This window comes from Allorhizobium sp. GW101-3B10, from assembly GCF_059424725.1.
In genome coordinates this window covers 649,870-665,971 of record NZ_JBWKZR010000001.1, presented here as the reverse complement: position 1 = coordinate 665,971, position 16,102 = coordinate 649,870, and the positions used below count along the sequence as shown (strand labels likewise).

At 64.3% G+C, this 16,102-nt stretch carries 13 protein-coding genes and 1 tRNA gene; 4 read left to right on the top strand and 10 right to left on the bottom strand.

Annotated features, from left to right (window positions below; all coding sequences use genetic code 11):
- The first annotated feature begins 71 nt into the window (after positions 1-71).
- On the top strand, positions 72-767 hold the full coding sequence (locus AC07Y0_RS03100) for a spermidine synthase (RefSeq protein WP_498674418.1): 696 nt from the start codon (positions 72-74) through the stop codon (positions 765-767).
- 48 nt (positions 768-815) lie between these two features.
- Here AC07Y0_RS03100 and dgcA read toward each other — a convergent pair whose 3' ends face one another.
- Entirely contained in the window at positions 816-1,805 is a 990-nt protein-coding gene (gene dgcA, locus AC07Y0_RS03095) for an N-acetyl-D-Glu racemase DgcA (protein ID WP_498674416.1), read from the bottom strand.
- Positions 1,806-2,017: 212 nt separating this feature from the next.
- Between dgcA and mnmA the strand changes: the two genes are divergently transcribed.
- Together mnmA and AC07Y0_RS03085 are read left to right on the top strand one after the other, a co-directional pair.
- Entirely contained in the window at positions 2,018-3,214 is a 1,197-nt protein-coding gene (mnmA, locus tag AC07Y0_RS03090) for a tRNA 2-thiouridine(34) synthase MnmA (RefSeq protein WP_498674415.1), read from the top strand.
- Between the two features lie 136 nt (positions 3,215-3,350).
- Positions 3,351-3,427 (top strand) — tRNA-Met (locus AC07Y0_RS03085).
- A gap of 69 nt (positions 3,428-3,496) precedes the next feature.
- Here AC07Y0_RS03085 and AC07Y0_RS03080 read toward each other — a convergent pair.
- Positions 3,497-4,828 carry a capsular polysaccharide export protein, LipB/KpsS family gene (locus AC07Y0_RS03080; protein WP_498674414.1) on the bottom strand — a complete coding sequence of 444 codons (1,332 nt, stop codon included), beginning with the start codon at positions 4,826-4,828 and terminating at the stop codon, positions 3,497-3,499.
- Positions 4,829-5,041: 213 nt separating this feature from the next.
- Here AC07Y0_RS03080 and AC07Y0_RS03075 point away from each other — a divergent pair, with 213 nt between their 5' ends.
- The gene (locus tag AC07Y0_RS03075; RefSeq protein ID WP_454746816.1) at positions 5,042-5,620 is read left to right on the top strand and encodes a transglycosylase SLT domain-containing protein; all 579 of its coding nucleotides are present in this window, start codon (positions 5,042-5,044) and stop codon (positions 5,618-5,620) included.
- Positions 5,621-5,689: 69 nt separating this feature from the next.
- On the opposite strand, the gene AC07Y0_RS03070 is transcribed toward AC07Y0_RS03075, so the two are convergent.
- The 8 genes from AC07Y0_RS03070 to AC07Y0_RS03035 all read right to left on the bottom strand — a co-directional run bounded on the left by AC07Y0_RS03070 (position 5,690) and on the right by AC07Y0_RS03035 (position 16,026).
- Positions 5,690-6,691, bottom strand: a complete 1,002-nt coding sequence (locus AC07Y0_RS03070; RefSeq protein WP_498674412.1) for a Tim44 domain-containing protein — start codon at positions 6,689-6,691, stop codon at positions 5,690-5,692.
- A 126-nt stretch (positions 6,692-6,817) separates the two neighbouring features.
- Positions 6,818-6,931 (bottom strand): DUF2474 family protein, encoded by a 114-nt coding sequence (locus AC07Y0_RS03065; RefSeq protein WP_498674410.1) that lies wholly within the window; start codon positions 6,929-6,931, stop codon positions 6,818-6,820.
- Positions 6,931-7,935, bottom strand: a complete 1,005-nt coding sequence (cydB, locus tag AC07Y0_RS03060) for a cytochrome d ubiquinol oxidase subunit II (protein WP_498674408.1) — start codon at positions 7,933-7,935, stop codon at positions 6,931-6,933. Before cydB ends, AC07Y0_RS03065 begins: the two co-directional genes overlap by 1 nt.
- The gene (locus AC07Y0_RS03055) at positions 7,925-9,331 is read right to left on the bottom strand and encodes a cytochrome ubiquinol oxidase subunit I (protein WP_498680165.1); all 1,407 of its coding nucleotides are present in this window, start codon (positions 9,329-9,331) and stop codon (positions 7,925-7,927) included. Before AC07Y0_RS03055 ends, cydB begins: the two co-directional genes overlap by 11 nt.
- Positions 9,332-9,520: 189 nt before the next feature.
- Positions 9,521-11,116: a phosphoglycerate dehydrogenase gene (gene serA / locus AC07Y0_RS03050; protein WP_498674406.1), complete on the bottom strand. Its 1,596-nt coding sequence runs from the start codon at positions 11,114-11,116 to the stop codon at positions 9,521-9,523.
- 83 nt (positions 11,117-11,199) lie between these two features.
- A complete protein-coding gene (locus AC07Y0_RS03045) occupies positions 11,200-12,372 on the bottom strand; it encodes a phosphoserine transaminase (RefSeq protein ID WP_498674404.1) in 1,173 nt (390 codons plus the stop codon).
- A 216-nt stretch (positions 12,373-12,588) separates the two neighbouring features.
- Entirely contained in the window at positions 12,589-13,416 is an 828-nt protein-coding gene (locus AC07Y0_RS03040) for an outer membrane beta-barrel protein (RefSeq protein ID WP_498674401.1), read from the bottom strand.
- A 291-nt stretch (positions 13,417-13,707) separates the two neighbouring features.
- Complete coding sequence (locus AC07Y0_RS03035) at positions 13,708-16,026, bottom strand: methyl-accepting chemotaxis protein (RefSeq protein ID WP_498674399.1); 2,319 nt, start codon at positions 16,024-16,026, stop codon at positions 13,708-13,710.
- Positions 16,027-16,102 lie beyond the last annotated feature (76 nt).

The following is a 16,102-nucleotide window of genomic DNA, read 5'->3' as shown; positions in this document are numbered from 1 at the left end:
AAGGCGCCGATTGATATCCGGCGCCCCGTCGTGATACGTGAGCCAACGTTTCTCGACATTGAAAGAATGCCATGCTCCCCTGGATCCAGCTCGATTCCGCCGTCATTCCCGGTGGGGGTGGCGAATTGCGCCTCAAGCAGCGCGGCACTGAGTTCTCGATCATGCTCGGCACCAACGAGCTGATGAACAGCCGCCTGAGCGGTTCGGAAGAGGCGCTGGCGACCCTCGCCTGGCAACAGATCACCCCGCGCAAGCGTCCGCACATCCTGATCGGCGGCCTCGGCATGGGCTTCACCCTGCGCGCCGCCCTCGCCGTCCTGCCGGCCGACGCACGGGTGACGGTCGCCGAACTCGTGCCGGCCGTCGTCGCCTGGGCGCGCGGCCCGATGGCGGAGATCTACAAGGGCAGCCTCGACGATCCTCGCGTCAAGGTGCATGTCGGCGACGTGGCCTCGCTCATTCACACCTACCGCCACAGCTATGACGCGATCCTGCTCGACGTCGATAATGGACCGCAGGGACTGACCCGGTCGGCCAATGACGGTCTCTACGACTATGCCGGCCTGCGTGCGGCCAAGGGAGCGCTGCGTGCCAGGGGCGTCCTGGCCGTCTGGTCTTCAGGGCCCAATCCGGGCTTCACGCGCCGCCTGGGTACCCTCGGCTTCAAGGTCAAGGAAGAGCATGTCCGCGCCGGCAAGAAACGCGGCGCCCGTCACGTCATCTGGCTGGCGAGCACGGATGGCGGCGACGGTCCCGCGCAGCCATAACACCTTGCGGCCACGGACTTCATCACGGCGAGGCCGTCCGGTGTGGGATCAGCCCCAAAGTGCCGGATCCGGCACCTGCATGGTCGAACCCTCGTAGCGGATCGGCACCTCACGGTCGGCGGCGAGCAGCAGCGGACCGTCGAGATCGGCGAATGCCGCCCCTTGCGCGACGAAGAAGGCCGGCGCCATGGCAAGCGAGGTGCCGAGCATGCAGCCGACCATGATGTCGAAGCCCTCGGCGACCGCCGCATCGCGCATCAGAAGCGCCTCGGTCAGCCCGCCGGTCTTGTCGAGTTTGATGTTGATCGCATCATACTTGCCCTTCAGATGAGAAAGCGATGCCCGGTCGTGGCAGCTCTCGTCGGCACAGACCGGCAGCACCCGCTCGATGTCCCGGAGGGCATCGTCCTTGCCGGCCGGCAGCGGCTGTTCGACCAGTGCAACGCCGAGCCTGACAAGCGCCGGCGCGAGCGCCAGGTACTGCTCCACCGTCCAGCCCTCGTTGGCGTCGACGATGATGCGGGAATTGGGCGCGCCGGCCCGCACCGCCTCGATGCGGCCGAAATCGTCGTCCGTACCGAGCTTGACCTTGAGCAGCGGACGTTCCGCATTCTTCGCCGCCGCGTCGCGCATGCTCTCCGGCGTGCCAAGCGACAGGGTGAAGGCCGTCTCGATCGGCTTCGGGACGGTGAGGCCGGCCAGTTGCCAGACCGGTTTGCCGGCGCGCTTGGCTTCGAGGTCCCAGAAGGCGCAGTCGAGCGCATTGCGGGCGGCACCCGGCGCAAGCCGGTCCTCCAACCCCTGCCGGTCGAGACCATCGCGCAGATCGTTCGCCGCGCCGAGGATCGCCTCCATCACCCCGTCGACCGTCTCGCCATAGCGGGCATAGGGCACGCATTCGCCCCGACCGGCATGGACGCCGTCTGAGAGCGTGACGGCCACGACCCGGATTTCCGTGCGCGAGCCGCGCGAGATCGTGAACGTCCCGGCGACCGGAAAGACATCCTCGACGACCGTGAGCCTCAAACCATTCGCCATTTTATCGTGTCTCCTTCGGCGGCACCGAACCCCGTCGCGAATCGGCGCCCCTTGCGCGTTGCGACATTCCTTTCTATATCCGTCAACAATTAGGTCGAGGCCTGAACAGTCGACGGACTGCAATTTGCCCAGATCCCATGCCAGCACGCTGGCGATGGCGAAAGGGCGTCCCGAACCTCGCCTTCGAACGCATCAGATTGGCGGAAAAGCCCGTGAACACGCTGGATTTTGACAAGAAGCCGGAAGATACGCGCGTCGTCGTCGCCATGTCGGGCGGGGTCGACTCCTCGGTCGTGGCCGGGCTGCTGAAACGCGAGGGTTATGACGTTCTCGGCATCACCCTGCAGCTCTACGATCACGGCGCCGCCGTCCACCGCGCCGGCTCCTGCTGCGCCGGCCAGGACATCGACGATGCCCGCCGCGTCTGCGAAACGCTCGGTATCCCCCATTACGTGCTCGACTACGAACAGCGCTTCCGCGACACGGTGATCAACCCGTTCATGGAAAGCTATGTGGCCGGCGAGACGCCGATCCCCTGCGTCGCCTGCAACCAGACCGTCAAGTTCGCCGATCTCCTGGCGACGGCCCGCGAACTCGGCGCCGATGCGCTCGCGACCGGCCATTACATCCGCTCGAAGGCCGTTCCGCTGCCGAACGATCCGGGCCACCGCGCGCTGTTCCGCCCGATCGACAGCGAACGCGACCAGAGCTATTTCCTCTTTGCCACCACGCAGGAGCAGATCGACTATCTGCGCTTCCCGCTCGGCGCCATGTCCAAGGCCGAAACGCGAAAGCTTGCCGAAGACATGGGCCTCGTCGTCGCCCAGAAGGCCGACAGTCAGGACATCTGCTTCGTGCCGCAAGGCAAATATGCCGATGTCATCAACAAGTTGCGACCCGATTCGGCGCTGGCCGGCGAAATCGTCCATCTCGACGGTCGCGTTCTGGGCCACCACGACGGCATCCTCCACTACACGATTGGCCAGCGGAAGGGCCTTGGCGTCGCCACCGGCGAACCGCTGTACGTCGTCTATCTCGACGCCCGTTCGCGCCGGGTCATCGTTGGTCCGCGCGAGGCGCTGGAAACCCATCGCGTCTATCTGCGCGACATCAACTGGCTGGGCGACCACGGGCTGGAAGAAACGGCCCGCGACGGCTTTGCCTGCTTCGCCAAGGTCCGCTCAACCCGTCCGCCCGCCCCGGCCGTGCTGCATGCGGACGAGCGCGGAGTCTATGTCGACCTCGAGATCGGCGAAGCCGGCGTCGCGCCGGGCCAGGCCTGCGTGCTCTATTCGGCGCCGGGTGCGGATGCGCGCGTCTATGGCGGCGGTTTCATCGAGCGGTCGGAACGCGCGCCGAGCGCCGAAAGCCAGCTGAAGGCCCTTCTGGCGAGCCCCGTCGCGGCCTGAAACCGGGGCCGCGCCCAAGTCCACAGAAGTGCTTCGGTTTTTGCTTGCCTCGCGCTTGACACTGGCAGGATCATCGCCTTATAAGCCGCCCATCGCTTCGGACGGCTCCGCTTTTCAGCAGGCCTTCGCGATGTGTGGCGGGGTAGCTCAGGTGGTTAGAGCGTGGGATTCATAACCCCAAGGTCGGCGGTTCAAGTCCGCCTCCCGCTACCAAATCTCTCTCTTTGTAAAACCTAGAATTCCGCACCGAACGCGGCGCGTCGTTCGCCGCGGAGCGCACTTTCACTCGCCTTGATCTCCGGTGCGGAAACGGTCGAAGCCTTTGGCAAACCTGCCATCGTCGAACGGATAGAGCCAGCGGCCGAGCCGCCTGAGCGCGGGGTCGGACTGTTCGCGGAAAAAACCGATCGGGTCGCGGCGATAGCAGGCGGCATCGTCGACATTGCCGATGCGCGCGATGAGCGGCGCGATGACCAGCGGCAGCATGTGGCGCCAACCGAGCATTCCATAGGCACCGAAGGGTCGCCACGGCGCCGACCGACTGCGCGCCGACAGCAGCCGGCGGCTGTCGGCGGGTAGTCCGTTCTGCTGCCATTCGACCATCTCGGCGAGCGTCGTCTCGAAGCACCTCGGCGTGCCGGTGCGCGGATCGAAATAGCGCGGATAGAGCAGATAGACGCCGGCAAACAACGCCTCCAGACTGAGCGTGCGGCCCCGGCGCGGGTTGGGCTGGCGGTCATCTGTCAATCCCCAGCCGGCATAGAAGGGCGAACCTGAGACCGTCAACCGCTTGCCCCGCATCAGCGCTTCGAAACCGGCGAGCGAGGTGATCGTGTAGACGTGATCGACGGCATCGAGCACGTCGGGCAAGGCCATGGGTGCGGTCAGGACATGGCAGAGATCCGCCACCTCGGCCGGATCGGAGCTCGGCTTTCGCACGCCCTTCAGCACGTCCGGATGCGGCTTGTAGAGGATCGTCGCGCCGGGATTTTCCCGCGCCGCCAAACGCACCAGATCGTTGTTGAGGATCGGCCGCTCGGCCCCGTAGCGGATGGAGGCGTCACTTTCGACCTGGCCGACCACCAATACCCTGCGTCCCGGCCCCTGCGGCAGGTCGACCATGCCGCGCGCCGGCTGCCCTCCGTACTTTCCGATGCGATGCTCAAGCATGGCGGCAATCCCGGCCCGCGCCCGCTCGATCAGCGCGGGGTCGGCATCGAAGTCGTAGGTTTTCAGCAGGTCCTCCAGGTCGGACGGTCCCCGGCTGTCGAAGAACGGTCGCTGCCTGTCGATGGTCAGTGAAAACGGCGCGCTCTGGCCGGCACTGCCGCCGACCGAACGCAGGAAACCGTCCTCGATGAAGTGGACCGGTATGTTGCGTCTGGCGCAGAAGTCCGCCGCCGCCTGCGGCAGGTTCGGTCCCCAGACGATCACGTTCGGATTTTCGAGCGCGGCGATCCGCGCCTGCCAGACGTCGACGAACGCCTTGTCGCCGACGAAGAACGGCATGTAATGGAAGTCCCATTCCGGGAAATACGCTTCCAGCACCGACCGCTTCCACTCATGGATATGGAAGGCGACGACGGGCGGGCGATCGGTCGGGGTTCGCGGCATGGGCCGGGTTCAATCCTCGTTGGCGGGCAACCGTTCATAGCCCGACATGGCCGGGTCGACAATTGCTGCGCGCCCATCCTTCCCGCACCCCGTCCGGCCCATGCGAAACCCGGGTTCCGTCCACCCGATCGGGTGGACGACGATCATTAAGGATCCGAAAACCTTTCGTTAAATTTTAAGTAATATCCTCGTGGGCCTGAGTGAGGATGAACGATGCGTGGCGTAATTGTCGTTGGCCTTCTGCTGGCATTGACTGCTTGTGCGAAACCGCCGAGCCAGACCAAGAATGCCTGCGCGATTTTCGAACAGCGTGACGGCCTGTTCAACAACTGGCGGCGTGCAGCCGAAAAGACCGAGCGTGAATACGGCGTTCCGGTGCCGATCCTCATGGCGACGATCTATACCGAATCCGGCTTTCGCCATAACGCCAAGCCGCCGCGCAAGAAGCTGCTGGGCTTCATTCCGTGGAAGCGCAAGTCGAGTGCCTATGGCTATTCGCAGGCGCTCGACGGCACCTGGGATCGTTACCAGCGCGAGACCGGCCGATGGAGCGCACGGCGCACCGACTTCTCCGACGCCATGCAGTTCATCGGCTGGTACCACCGCCAGACGGCGGAGAAGACCGGCATCCCGCTCAACGATCCCTACAAGCTCTACCTCGCCTATCATTCCGGCCATGCCGGCTATGTGCGCGGCAGCTGGCGCACCAATTCGGAGGCGCTCAACGGCGCCAAGCGCTTCACCGACATCACCTATACCTATGCCCGGCAGCTGAAGACCTGCCCGAACTGAGCATCCACCGCCGGAAGACGCGAAAAGGCCCGCGCGAAGCGGGCCTTTTTGTCTGTGGCAAAGGGATCGTTATTCCGGGTCGCCGACGGCCTGGATGGCGGAAATCTGCCAGTCCGTGCCGGGACGCCGAACGAAGGTCCAGATCTCGGTGGATTCCGATACATTGTCCGGATCGCCGCTGACCACCTTGCCGCTGGTGCGGTCGCGCAGCACGTCGATGCTCTCGTAGCGCATGGCGACGGTCGCATAGTCGACATTGCCCTCGCGCCAGCTCTCGGACACGTCGCCCTGGACCAGATGCACGTCACGCACCTCGTTCTTGAGGCCCCTGGTGGCATTCTCGCTGAGTTCCTCGGCGAGATAGGACATGGCTTCCGGCGTGGTGATGCGGCGCAGGCTCGCATAGTCCTCATCGGCATAGGCCGCCTGCATTTCCTTCAACAGCCGCTCGAAACGCTCGAGATCCTTCTGCCCGATGCCGATCTCGTCGGCAGACGCCGAAGGACCGCGCGGCATGGCGGAGGCCGAGGCGGACGAGCCGCCGAGATTGATGCCGCCCATGCGCGGGATCTGGAAGCCAGGGCCTGTCGCCGCATTGCTGCGGGCCGAAGGACCGGCACCAGCGCCCGAATAGGCCGTCTGACGGTTGCCGAACATGCGCATGGCGAAGCGGACGAGGAAGAAAATCAGCACGCCCTGCAGCAAGAGCCCGAGGAAGCCGAAGCCGCCGCCGAAGCCAGAGCCCATCAGCATGCCGAACAGGCCGCCCATGAGCAGGCCGCCCATGAGACCGCCGGCCAGGCCGCCGAACAGGCCGCCGGGGCGTCCTGCCTGGGTCTGAGCGTTCGGCGCGGTAGCCGGCCGCGTGGTCTGGCCCTGCGGCGTCATGGTGCGCTCGATCGGCGCTGCCGGTGCCGGAGCCGTGCGGGTGGCGGCGGGCGCCTGGAAGGTGCGCGTGCCGCGGCTGCCGAAACCACCGCTGGCGCGGCGAGCTTCGGCAAAGTCGGCCAGCGTCAGCATGGTCGCCAGGCCGATCGCCAGAACTCCAAAAAACTTGCCGTAGCGCCGCATTTCATCTCCTCGTTTTCAATGCCTGAGCGGATTTCAACATCCGTTGCGCCTTCATATGGCGTCCCCTCGCGGAGAATTGAAGCCTCGGCCGCCTGTTTTTCGATCACGATCGCGCCATCGGCCAGGTCAGGCCCCAAGCGCCAGCTTGATGGCGTAGGCGACGACCCCGACCGCGAGCACACCGGCAAGCCACAGACCGATGAACCAGCCGAGGCGCTTGATGAGGGAAGCCTGCGCCATCAGTGATAGCCCTCCTCCGGGTCGACCTTGCCGCGGAACACCCAATAGGCATAGGCCGTATAGGCCAGGATGATCGGCACCAGTACCGCCGCTCCGACCAGCAGGAAGGCGAGGCTGGACTGCGGCGCCGCGGCATCCCAGATGGTCAGCGAGGTCGGCACGATATAGGGGTAGAAGCTGATGCCGATGCCCGCATAGCCGAGCACGAACAGCCCGAGTGCGGCGACGAAGGGCTGGGCATCCTTGCCGGCGCGCAGGCCGCTGAGGATCAGGTAGAGGCATCCCAGGACCAGCAGCGGCACGACGAAGGAGAAGACCGCCGTCGGATAGCCGAACCAGCGCTCGAGGTAGAGCGGTTCGAGCCAGGGCGTCCAAAGGCTGAAGACGCCCATCGCCCCGACGGTCGCCAGCGCCGCGCCATAGGCGAGACGCCGTGCCTTCTCCGCCAGCGGGCCGCGTGTCTTCATCACCAGCCAGGTGGCGCCGAGCAGCGCATAACCCAGCACCAGCGCCACGCCGGTCGCGATCGAGAACGGCGTGAACCAGTCCCACCAGCCGCCGGCATAGGCGCGGTCGACGACCGGGATCCCCTGGACGAGGGCGCCGAGCGCCACCCCCTGCGCGAAGGCCGCGATCGTCGAGCCGCCGGCAAAGGCATAGTTCCAGAGATGCTCCGCCCTCTTGGTACGCCAGCGGTATTCGAAGGCGACGCCACGGAAGACCAGCCCGAGCAGCATGGCGATCAGCGGCGCATAGAGCGCCGGCAGGATCGTCGCATAGGCGAGCGGAAAGACCGCCATCAGACCTCCCCCGCCGAGCACCAGCCAGGTCTCGTTGCCGTCCCATACCGGGGCGACCGAATTCATCATCTGGTCGCGGTCGGCCTTCTCGGGAAACAGCGGAAAGAGAATGCCGACCCCGAGGTCGAACCCGTCGAGGATGACATAGGCGAGGACGGCGAAGGCGATGAGGGCCGCCCAGATGAATGCGAGATCAAAGGCCATGCTTGCCTCCCTCGGTTTGCGCCGCCGGCGTGATGCCGGACGTGCGGATCGGTCCGCCGTCGAGATCCGGCATCGGATCGCGCGGCAAGCGCGCCATTAGCCTGAGGATGTAGAAGGTCCCCGCCCCGAAGACGAGGAAGTAGACGATGATGAAGGCGATCAGCGAGGCCGCGACGGCGGGAGCGGCGATCGGCGAAAGAGAATCGGCGGTCAGCAGGTGACCGTAGATCGTATAGGGCTGCCGTCCGACCTCCGTGGTGATCCAGCCGGCCAGCACCGCCACGAATCCGGCCGGCGCCATGGCCAGCGCCACGCGATGCAGCAACCGGTTCTCGAACAACGTGCCGCGCCAGCGACACCAGAGGCTGAACAGGCCCACGCCCAGCATGGCAAAGCCCAATCCCACCATGACCCGGAACGACCAGAACACGACGGCAACCGGCGGCTCCTTGTCGTCGTCGATCGTATCGAGGCCGGCCAGCGGCGCATTGAGATCGTGCTTGAGGATGAGGCTGGAAAGCCTGGGGATCTGCACGGCATAGTCGATCCGCTTCTCCGCCTGGTTCGGCAGACCGAACAGGATGAGCGGCGCGCCGTGCGGATGGCTGTCGAAATGTCCTTCCATGGCCATGACCTTGGCGGGCTGGTGCTCCAGCGTGTTGAGGCCATGGGCATCGCCGACGAGGATCTGGATCGGCGCGACGATCGCCGCCATCCACATCGCCATCGAGAACATGGTACCGGCCCGATCGGGAGAAGTGCGGCGCAGCAGATGGTAGGCGCCAACGCCGCCGACGACGAAGGCGGTCGTCAGATAGGCGGCGATCACCATATGGGTGAGGCGATAGGAGAAGGACGGGTTGAAGACGATCGCCCACCAGTCGACCGGCACAAACTGGCCCACATCGTTGATGGCAAAGCCGGCCGGCGTCTGCATCCAGGAATTGACCGAGAGAATCCAGGTGGCGGAGATGAGCGTGCCGAGCGCGACCATCAGGGTGGCCAGATAGTGCAGTCCCGGGCCGACGCGATGGCGGCCGAACAGCATGACGCCCAGGAAACCGGCTTCGAGGAAGAAGGCCGTCAGCACCTCATAGCCCATCAGCGGCCCGATGACCGGCCCCGCCTTGTCGGAAAAGACGCTCCAATTGGTGCCGAACTGGTAGGACATGACGATGCCGGAAACGACGCCCATACCAAAGGCGACGGCGAAGATCGTCTTCCAGAAGTCGAACAGTTCCAGATAGACCTTGTCCTTCTTCCACAGCCAGAGGCCTTCCAGCACCGCCAGGTAACTGGCAAGTCCGATGGAAAAGGCGGGGAAGATGATATGAAAGGACACGGTAAAGGCAAACTGCAGCCGTGCCAGCAATTGCGCGTCGAAGATCTCGAACATCGTCCTGTCGCTCTCGTTGCCGTCTTGATCGAAGGTCCGAGAAAGCAAATAGGCTTTGTTCCCTTGCGATCAATGCGACAAGCCGCCCTGCGTCAACTTGACTTCCATCAAAACCCACCGGCCCGAAGAACGAAAAAGGGCGCGGACGTTGCCGCCCGCGCCTCTCGTCTGTTCTGGGAGGACCTAAGTTCAGTCGACGTTGAAGCTCAGCGGCTTCGCCTGGCGGATTGCCGAATGGGCGATCAGCTTGTCGAGCACGTCCTGCTTGATCGGTTCATCGACATAGAGCAGCGCGATCGCATCGCCGCCCTGCTTGTCACGGCCGAGCTGGAAGTTGGCGATGTTGACGCCGCCCTCGCCGAGCGTGGTGCCCATGAAGCCGATCATGCCGGGCACGTCGGTGTTGGCGATGTAGATCATGTTGGCACCGACATCGGCGTCCATGTTGATGCCCTTGATCTGGATGAAACGCGGCTTGCCGTCGGAGAAGACCGTGCCGGCGACGGAACGGGTCTGGTTCTCGGTGGTGACCGTCAGCTTGATGTAGCCGTCATAGACGCCGGTCTTGTCTCGCTTGACCTCGGAGAGCACGATGCCCTTTTCCTTGATCATGATCGGCGCCGAAACCATGTTGACGTCGGACACCTGGCTGCGGATCAGGCCGGCCAGCAGCGCCGAGGTCAGCGCCTTGGTGTTCATCTGCGCGGTCTGGCCGTCGTAGAGGATCTCGATTTCCTTGATCGCGCTTTCCGTGACCTGGCCGACGAAGGCGCCGAGCACATCGGCAAGCTTGATGAAGGGCTTGAGGATCGGCGCCTCTTCGGCAGTGATCGACGGCATGTTGATGGCGTTGGAGACGGCACCCTTGATCAGATAGTCCGACATCTGCTCGGCAACCTGAAGGGCGACGTTCTCCTGGGCTTCCGTGGTGGACGCACCGAGATGCGGCGTGCAGACCACGTTCGGCAGGCCGAACAGCGGGCTTTCCGTGGCGGGCTCGACCTCGAACACGTCGAAACCGGCGCCGGCCACATGGCCCGACTTGATGGCTTCGGCAAGCGCCGCTTCGTCGACCAGGCCGCCACGGGCGCAGTTGACGATGCGAACACCCGGCTTGGTCTTGGCCAGCGCTTCCTTGCTGAGGATGCCGCGGGTCTTGTCGGTCATCGGCACATGCAGGGTGATGAAGTCGGCCTTGGCGAGAAGCTCGTCGAGTTCGACCTTGGTGACGCCCATTTCCTCGGCGCGTTCCTTCGACAGGAAGGGATCGTAGGCGAGCACGTGCATCTTCAGGCCGATGGCGCGCGAGCAGACGATCGAACCGATATTGCCGGCACCGATGACGCCGAGCGTCTTGCCGGTGATCTCGACACCCATGAACTTCGACTTTTCCCACTTGCCGGCCTGGGTCGAGGCGTCGGCCGCCGGGATCTGGCGGGCGACGGCGAACATCAGGGCGATGGCGTGTTCGGCGGTGGTGATCGAGTTGCCGAACGGGGTGTTCATGACGATGATACCGCGGCGCGAGGCAGCCGGGATATCGACATTGTCGACGCCGATGCCGGCGCGGCCGATGACCTTCAGGTTGGTCGCGGCGGCGATCAGCTTCTCGGTCGCCTTGGTGGCGGAGCGGATGGCGAGACCGTCGTAATTGCCGATGATCTCGGCGAGCTTTTCCTTGTCCTTGCCGAGCTTCGGCTGGAAATCGACTTCGACGCCGCGGTCACGGAAGATCTGGACGGCGGTTTCCGACAATTCGTCGGATACGAGAACGCGAGGTGCCATGTGAGGCCTCCTTCAAAGGGGTTCAGGTCTGGTACGGGTATGGGAATGGGCGGCCTCGCCTCAAGGGCGAAGCCGGATCAGTCTCAGGCGGCCTTGAGCGCGGCCTTCTGGGTCTCGAAAGCCCAGGTGAGCCAGGGCATCAACGCCGTCATGTCGGCGGTCTCGATCGTCGCGCCGGCCCAGATCCTGAGGCCCGACGGGGCGTCGCGATAGGCGCCGATGTCGAAAGCGACGCCTTCCTTGTCGAGCGCCGTGACCATGCCCTTGGCAAAGGCGGCCTGGGCGTCGGCGTCGAGAGCCGCCACGTCCTTGTCGACGATGGTGAGGCACACCGAGGTGTTGGAGCGGGTCGCCGGAACCTTGGCGAGATTGGCGATCCAGTCATTGGCCTCGACGAAGTCGAACAGCACCTTGGCATTGGCATCGGCCCGCGCCATCAGGCCCTTGAGGCCACCGATCGACTTTGCCCAGAGGAGCGCGTCGATATAGTCCTCGACGCAGAGCATCGACGGGGTGTTGATGGTCTCGCCGGTGAAGATGCCCTCGATCAGCTTGCCGCCCTTGGTCATGCGGAAGATCTTCGGCAGCGGCCAGGCTGGAACATAGGATTCCAGACGCTCGACGGCGCGCGGCGACAGGATCAGCATTCCGTGGCCGCCCTCGCCGCCCAGCACCTTCTGCCAGGAGAAGGTGACGACGTCGAGCTTGGCGAAATCCATGTCCTGGGCGAAAGCGGCCGAAGTGGCGTCGCAGATCGTCAGGCCCTTGCGGTCGGCCGGAATGAAGTCGGCGTTCGGAACGCGGACGCCCGAGGTGGTGCCGTTCCAGGTGAAGACGACGTCGCGGTCGAAATCGACCTGGGCGAGATCGGGAAGCTCGCCGTAGGGCGCTTCGAACTTGCGGATATCCTTGAGCTTCAGCTGCTTGACGACGTCGGTGACCCAGCCGGCGCCGAAGCTTTCCCAGGCCAGCATGTCGACGCCGCGCTCACCGAGCAGCGACCAGAGCGCCATCTCGACGGCGCCGGTGTCGGAGGCCGGAACGATGCCGATGCGGTAGTCCGCAGGCACGTTCAGAATTTCGCGGGTGAGATCGATGGCCTGCTTGAGCTTGGCTTTGCCGACCTTGGCGCGGTGCGAGCGACCGAGCGGGGCATCGGCGAGCGCTTCGAGCGACCAACCGGGGCGCTTCGAGCAAGGGCCAGAAGAAAAATGGGTGTTGTTCGGACGCAGGTCCGGCTTGGCGAGTGTCGTCATCGTGCTACCCTTCCAGGTATATGGCCTCTCGTTGGGGAGAGGTGTCCCGCCGCTGGAACTACGCCTGTGGAAAATCCGCGTCAAGAAAATTCTATGTCGCAGAGAGAAGATTTTTTGGCGCACCGGTGAAACTGCCCCGCCCGGCCGAATTGCAGCCGGAACGCGAAAAGGCCGCCCACTGCCGGGCGGCCTTGTGCAATTCGAAGGGTGGAGAAATTACTTGTAGACGATCGGCTGCGGCGGGGGCTCGTAGGCCACCGGCTGCTCGCAACCACCGAACAGGTAGCGGGCACCGACATGCGCCTCGTGGCTGTAGAAGCCCTTGTCGCGGCCCGGTCCGCCGTTTTCCTCGAAGCCGAACATACCGCCGGCAAGCGTGTGACGGAAGCGGTAGCCGATATCGGCCTTGACGTTGCAGGTGACGTCGATCGAGGCGCCGGCCATCAGCTGATAGGCAAACCGCCAGTTGTGGTAGCCCTTATGGGTGACGGTGTCGTCACAGCCGCCGCCATCGTCCTGGCAGGCGGTGTTGCGCAGCTTGTCCCACTTGACGTAGGCGCCACCGATACCGCCGCCGACGTAAGGCGTGAACATGCCGTAGGTGCCGAGGTCGACATAGGCATTGGCCATCAGGTGATAGGCGCGCATGGCGGAGACGTCGCTCGACGTGCAGGGTTCGAGCGGGCTGCCGCAGGTGCCCGTGGTCGAGCCTTCGAAATCGGACTTGAACATGTAGTCCAGCGTCAGGTCCGTGCGCAGGTAGTTGTTGACCTGGTAACCGACGCCGACGCCGAGCGTGAAGTTGTCCTTCAGGTCGGTGTCGTCAAAATCGACCAGATTGCCGTTGGAGCCCTGGAAGTATTCGGCGCCACGCATCTTGTTGAAGGAATAGCCGACGTCGCCGCGCAGGTACCAGCCGGAAGCCTCCGAAACTTCGACTTCGGGCGCCATGATCGGGGCAGGCTCAGGCTGATAAATGTCCGCAGAATGGGCTGCTGTGCCGGCGAGCAGAACGGCAGCCACGGCGAAAAGGCTCGTCTTCATGGCAAGATACTCCAATATCCATCGTTGTTGCACGGGCCTTGTTGCGGCCGATGTTTTGATCAGGATGGATAATGAAGCAGAAAGGTTAAGGTGCGCTTAACTACGTCTGTTTACCTTGATGATCTACGATATTCTTGCGGACCGGCACGAAACGGTACTTCGAACGCACCCGACGCTCTCCTGTTGCGTCCCGGCATTCGACTGCGACCGCTCCCCCAACACGGCAAAAGGGGCCGGAAGCACGCTTCCGACCCCTTCGATCGAATAGAGAATGACGGTGCGGGAGCTGCTTCAGCTTGCCCGACGCCATTGCTGGGCACACTGGCCGGGCTGGCCGGCGGAATGGCCTCCGCCAAGCGAGAACTGCCCGAGACGCTGGTCCATCTCGCCTGCTTCCTGTGCAAGCCGGTGGATGGCCGCCGTGGTTTCCTCGACCATCGCGGCATTCTGCTGCGTCATGGCATCGAGCTGATTCACCGAGCCGTTGATCTCCGACAGGGTCTGGGCCTCCTCGCGGGTCGAGCTCATGATCTCGCTGATTCGGCCGTTGATCGCCAGGACATGGGAGCCGATGCCCTGCAAGGCGGCGCCGGCCTTCTCGACGAGCGTCACGCCATGGCTGACCTCGGTGGTCGATTTCGCGAGCAGGGCGGCAATCTGCTTGGCCGCAGAAGCCGAACGCTGGGCGAGTTCGCGCACTTCCTGGGCAACCACTGCAAAACCCTTGCCGCTTTCGCCGGCTCTTGCCGCCTCGACACCAGCATTGAGCGCCAGAAGATTGGTCTGGAAGGCGATCTCGTCGATCACGCCGATGATCTGGTTGATCTCGTGCGACGACCCCTGGATCGCCTCCATCGCGGCAATGGTCTCGCGCATGATGAGGCTCGACTGTTCCGTGTCGGTCTTGGCGTTGCGGGCGATCTTCTCCGCATCCTCGGCACGGGCGATCTGGGTGCGCACGCCTTCGGTGATTGCCTTGATGGCGCTGGCCGTCTCGGTCAGCGCCGCCGCCTGGCGTTCGGTGCGTTCCGCCAACTGGTCGGCGCCGGAGCGCATTTCGTCCGAACCTTCGCGCACGGCGACCGAGTTGCCGCCGATGCCGGCCAGCGTGGCGCTGAGCGTGGACAGCGCCTTGTTGAAGTTGTGGCGGAGCGATTCGAGTTCCTGCGGGAAACCGGTGCGGATTTCGAAGGCCAGATCACCGCGCGCCAGCCGGTCCAGACCCTCGTCGAGGGCAGCGACGACCGCCTGCAGGCTCTGGGCTTCCGTCTCGCGTTCCGCCATGCGCTGGCGACGCTCGATGTCGGCGCGTTCGCGTTCGGAGCGGGTTTCGCTTTCGAGACGCTGCTGTTCGATCAGGCCGAGGCGGAAGCGTTCCAGCGCCTTGGCCATGGTGCCGATCTCGTCGCGGCGCTCCTGGTTGGCGACGGCCTCTTCAAGCTTGCCGTTTGCGACGTCACCGGTGACGGTGGCAAGACGGGCGAGCGGCGCGAACAGCCGGCCGGTCAGGTAGCCGGTCGCGATCGCCATGACGGTCAGCACGATGATCGCCGTCACGAACAGCGTCATGGCGATATGCCACGACCCGGCGCCGAGTTCGGCATGCGTCAGGCTCTCGGTGACCAGATACTTGTCGCCGCCGTAGGACACCGGCCGGCCATAGGCATTGGCCGCACCATCGGCACGCTCGAACTTGGAGATGACGATCTTTTCGCCGTTGATCGCGTCGGCGGGAAAGCCGAAGGGCGCCGCGGAAATGTCGGCGAGCTTGCCGTCGGCCGACAGGCTGATGCCGGTTCCATCCTCGGAAAGAATCGCCACCTGTTCGCCGCTATCGCTATCGATGCCCTTGGAGAGGATGCTGGTGATTGCTGTGTCCTTGAGCTGGAACAGGATCGCGCCCTTGAAGGAGCCGAACTTGACCACCGGAACGGCGAAATAAATGTCTGGTGACTGCGGATTGCTGCCGGCCTTCAGACCCGAGAAACGCGTCGGGGCGGCATCTTCGACGGCCTTGCCGGCCTCTTCGACGCTGCGGGCAAAAGCACGCCCTAGACCCGTCTCGGCCAGCGGGCCGCTGGCAACGTTCTCGGCGAACGTCTCGCCCTTCTTGTAGGAATAGATGACGTTGCCGGTCTGGTCGACGATCAGCAGGTCGCGGAACTGGGTGCCCTTGAGGAAGCCGGCGACCTGCGTCTGGACCGTCTCATGGCTGGAATAGTAGAAGCCGCTCGGGCCTTCCGGCTTCAGCAGCTTTTCCAGTTCGGCCGGATTGGGGTTCTTGGTGATGAAGACGTCGCGCAGCTCCTTGCGGGCGTCGCCGGACGTCTTGACGATCGTGTTCCAGCCACTCTTCATCGCGGTGATCGACTGCTGCAGGCTTTCGATCTTGGCGATCGAGGTCGCCTGGTTCTCCAGCTGTGCCAGCTGTTCATTGAGAATGTCGCCGCGGAAAGTCAGCGTGGAGCGCATCGACCGGAAGGTCTGGTCCTCGAACACGGCGCTGGATGTGGAATAGGCGAGAACGTTCAGCAGTCCTACCGACAACACGGTCAGCAGGAGAAAGATGCCGATGACCTTGGAGGACAGCGAGTTGAAACGACTTGTCATCTTGAATCCCGTTTTGCCGCGCCCACTCTGCGCGTAGGTGCCGTTTGAAAGCGACTTGACGGCCAGGAGCACACTC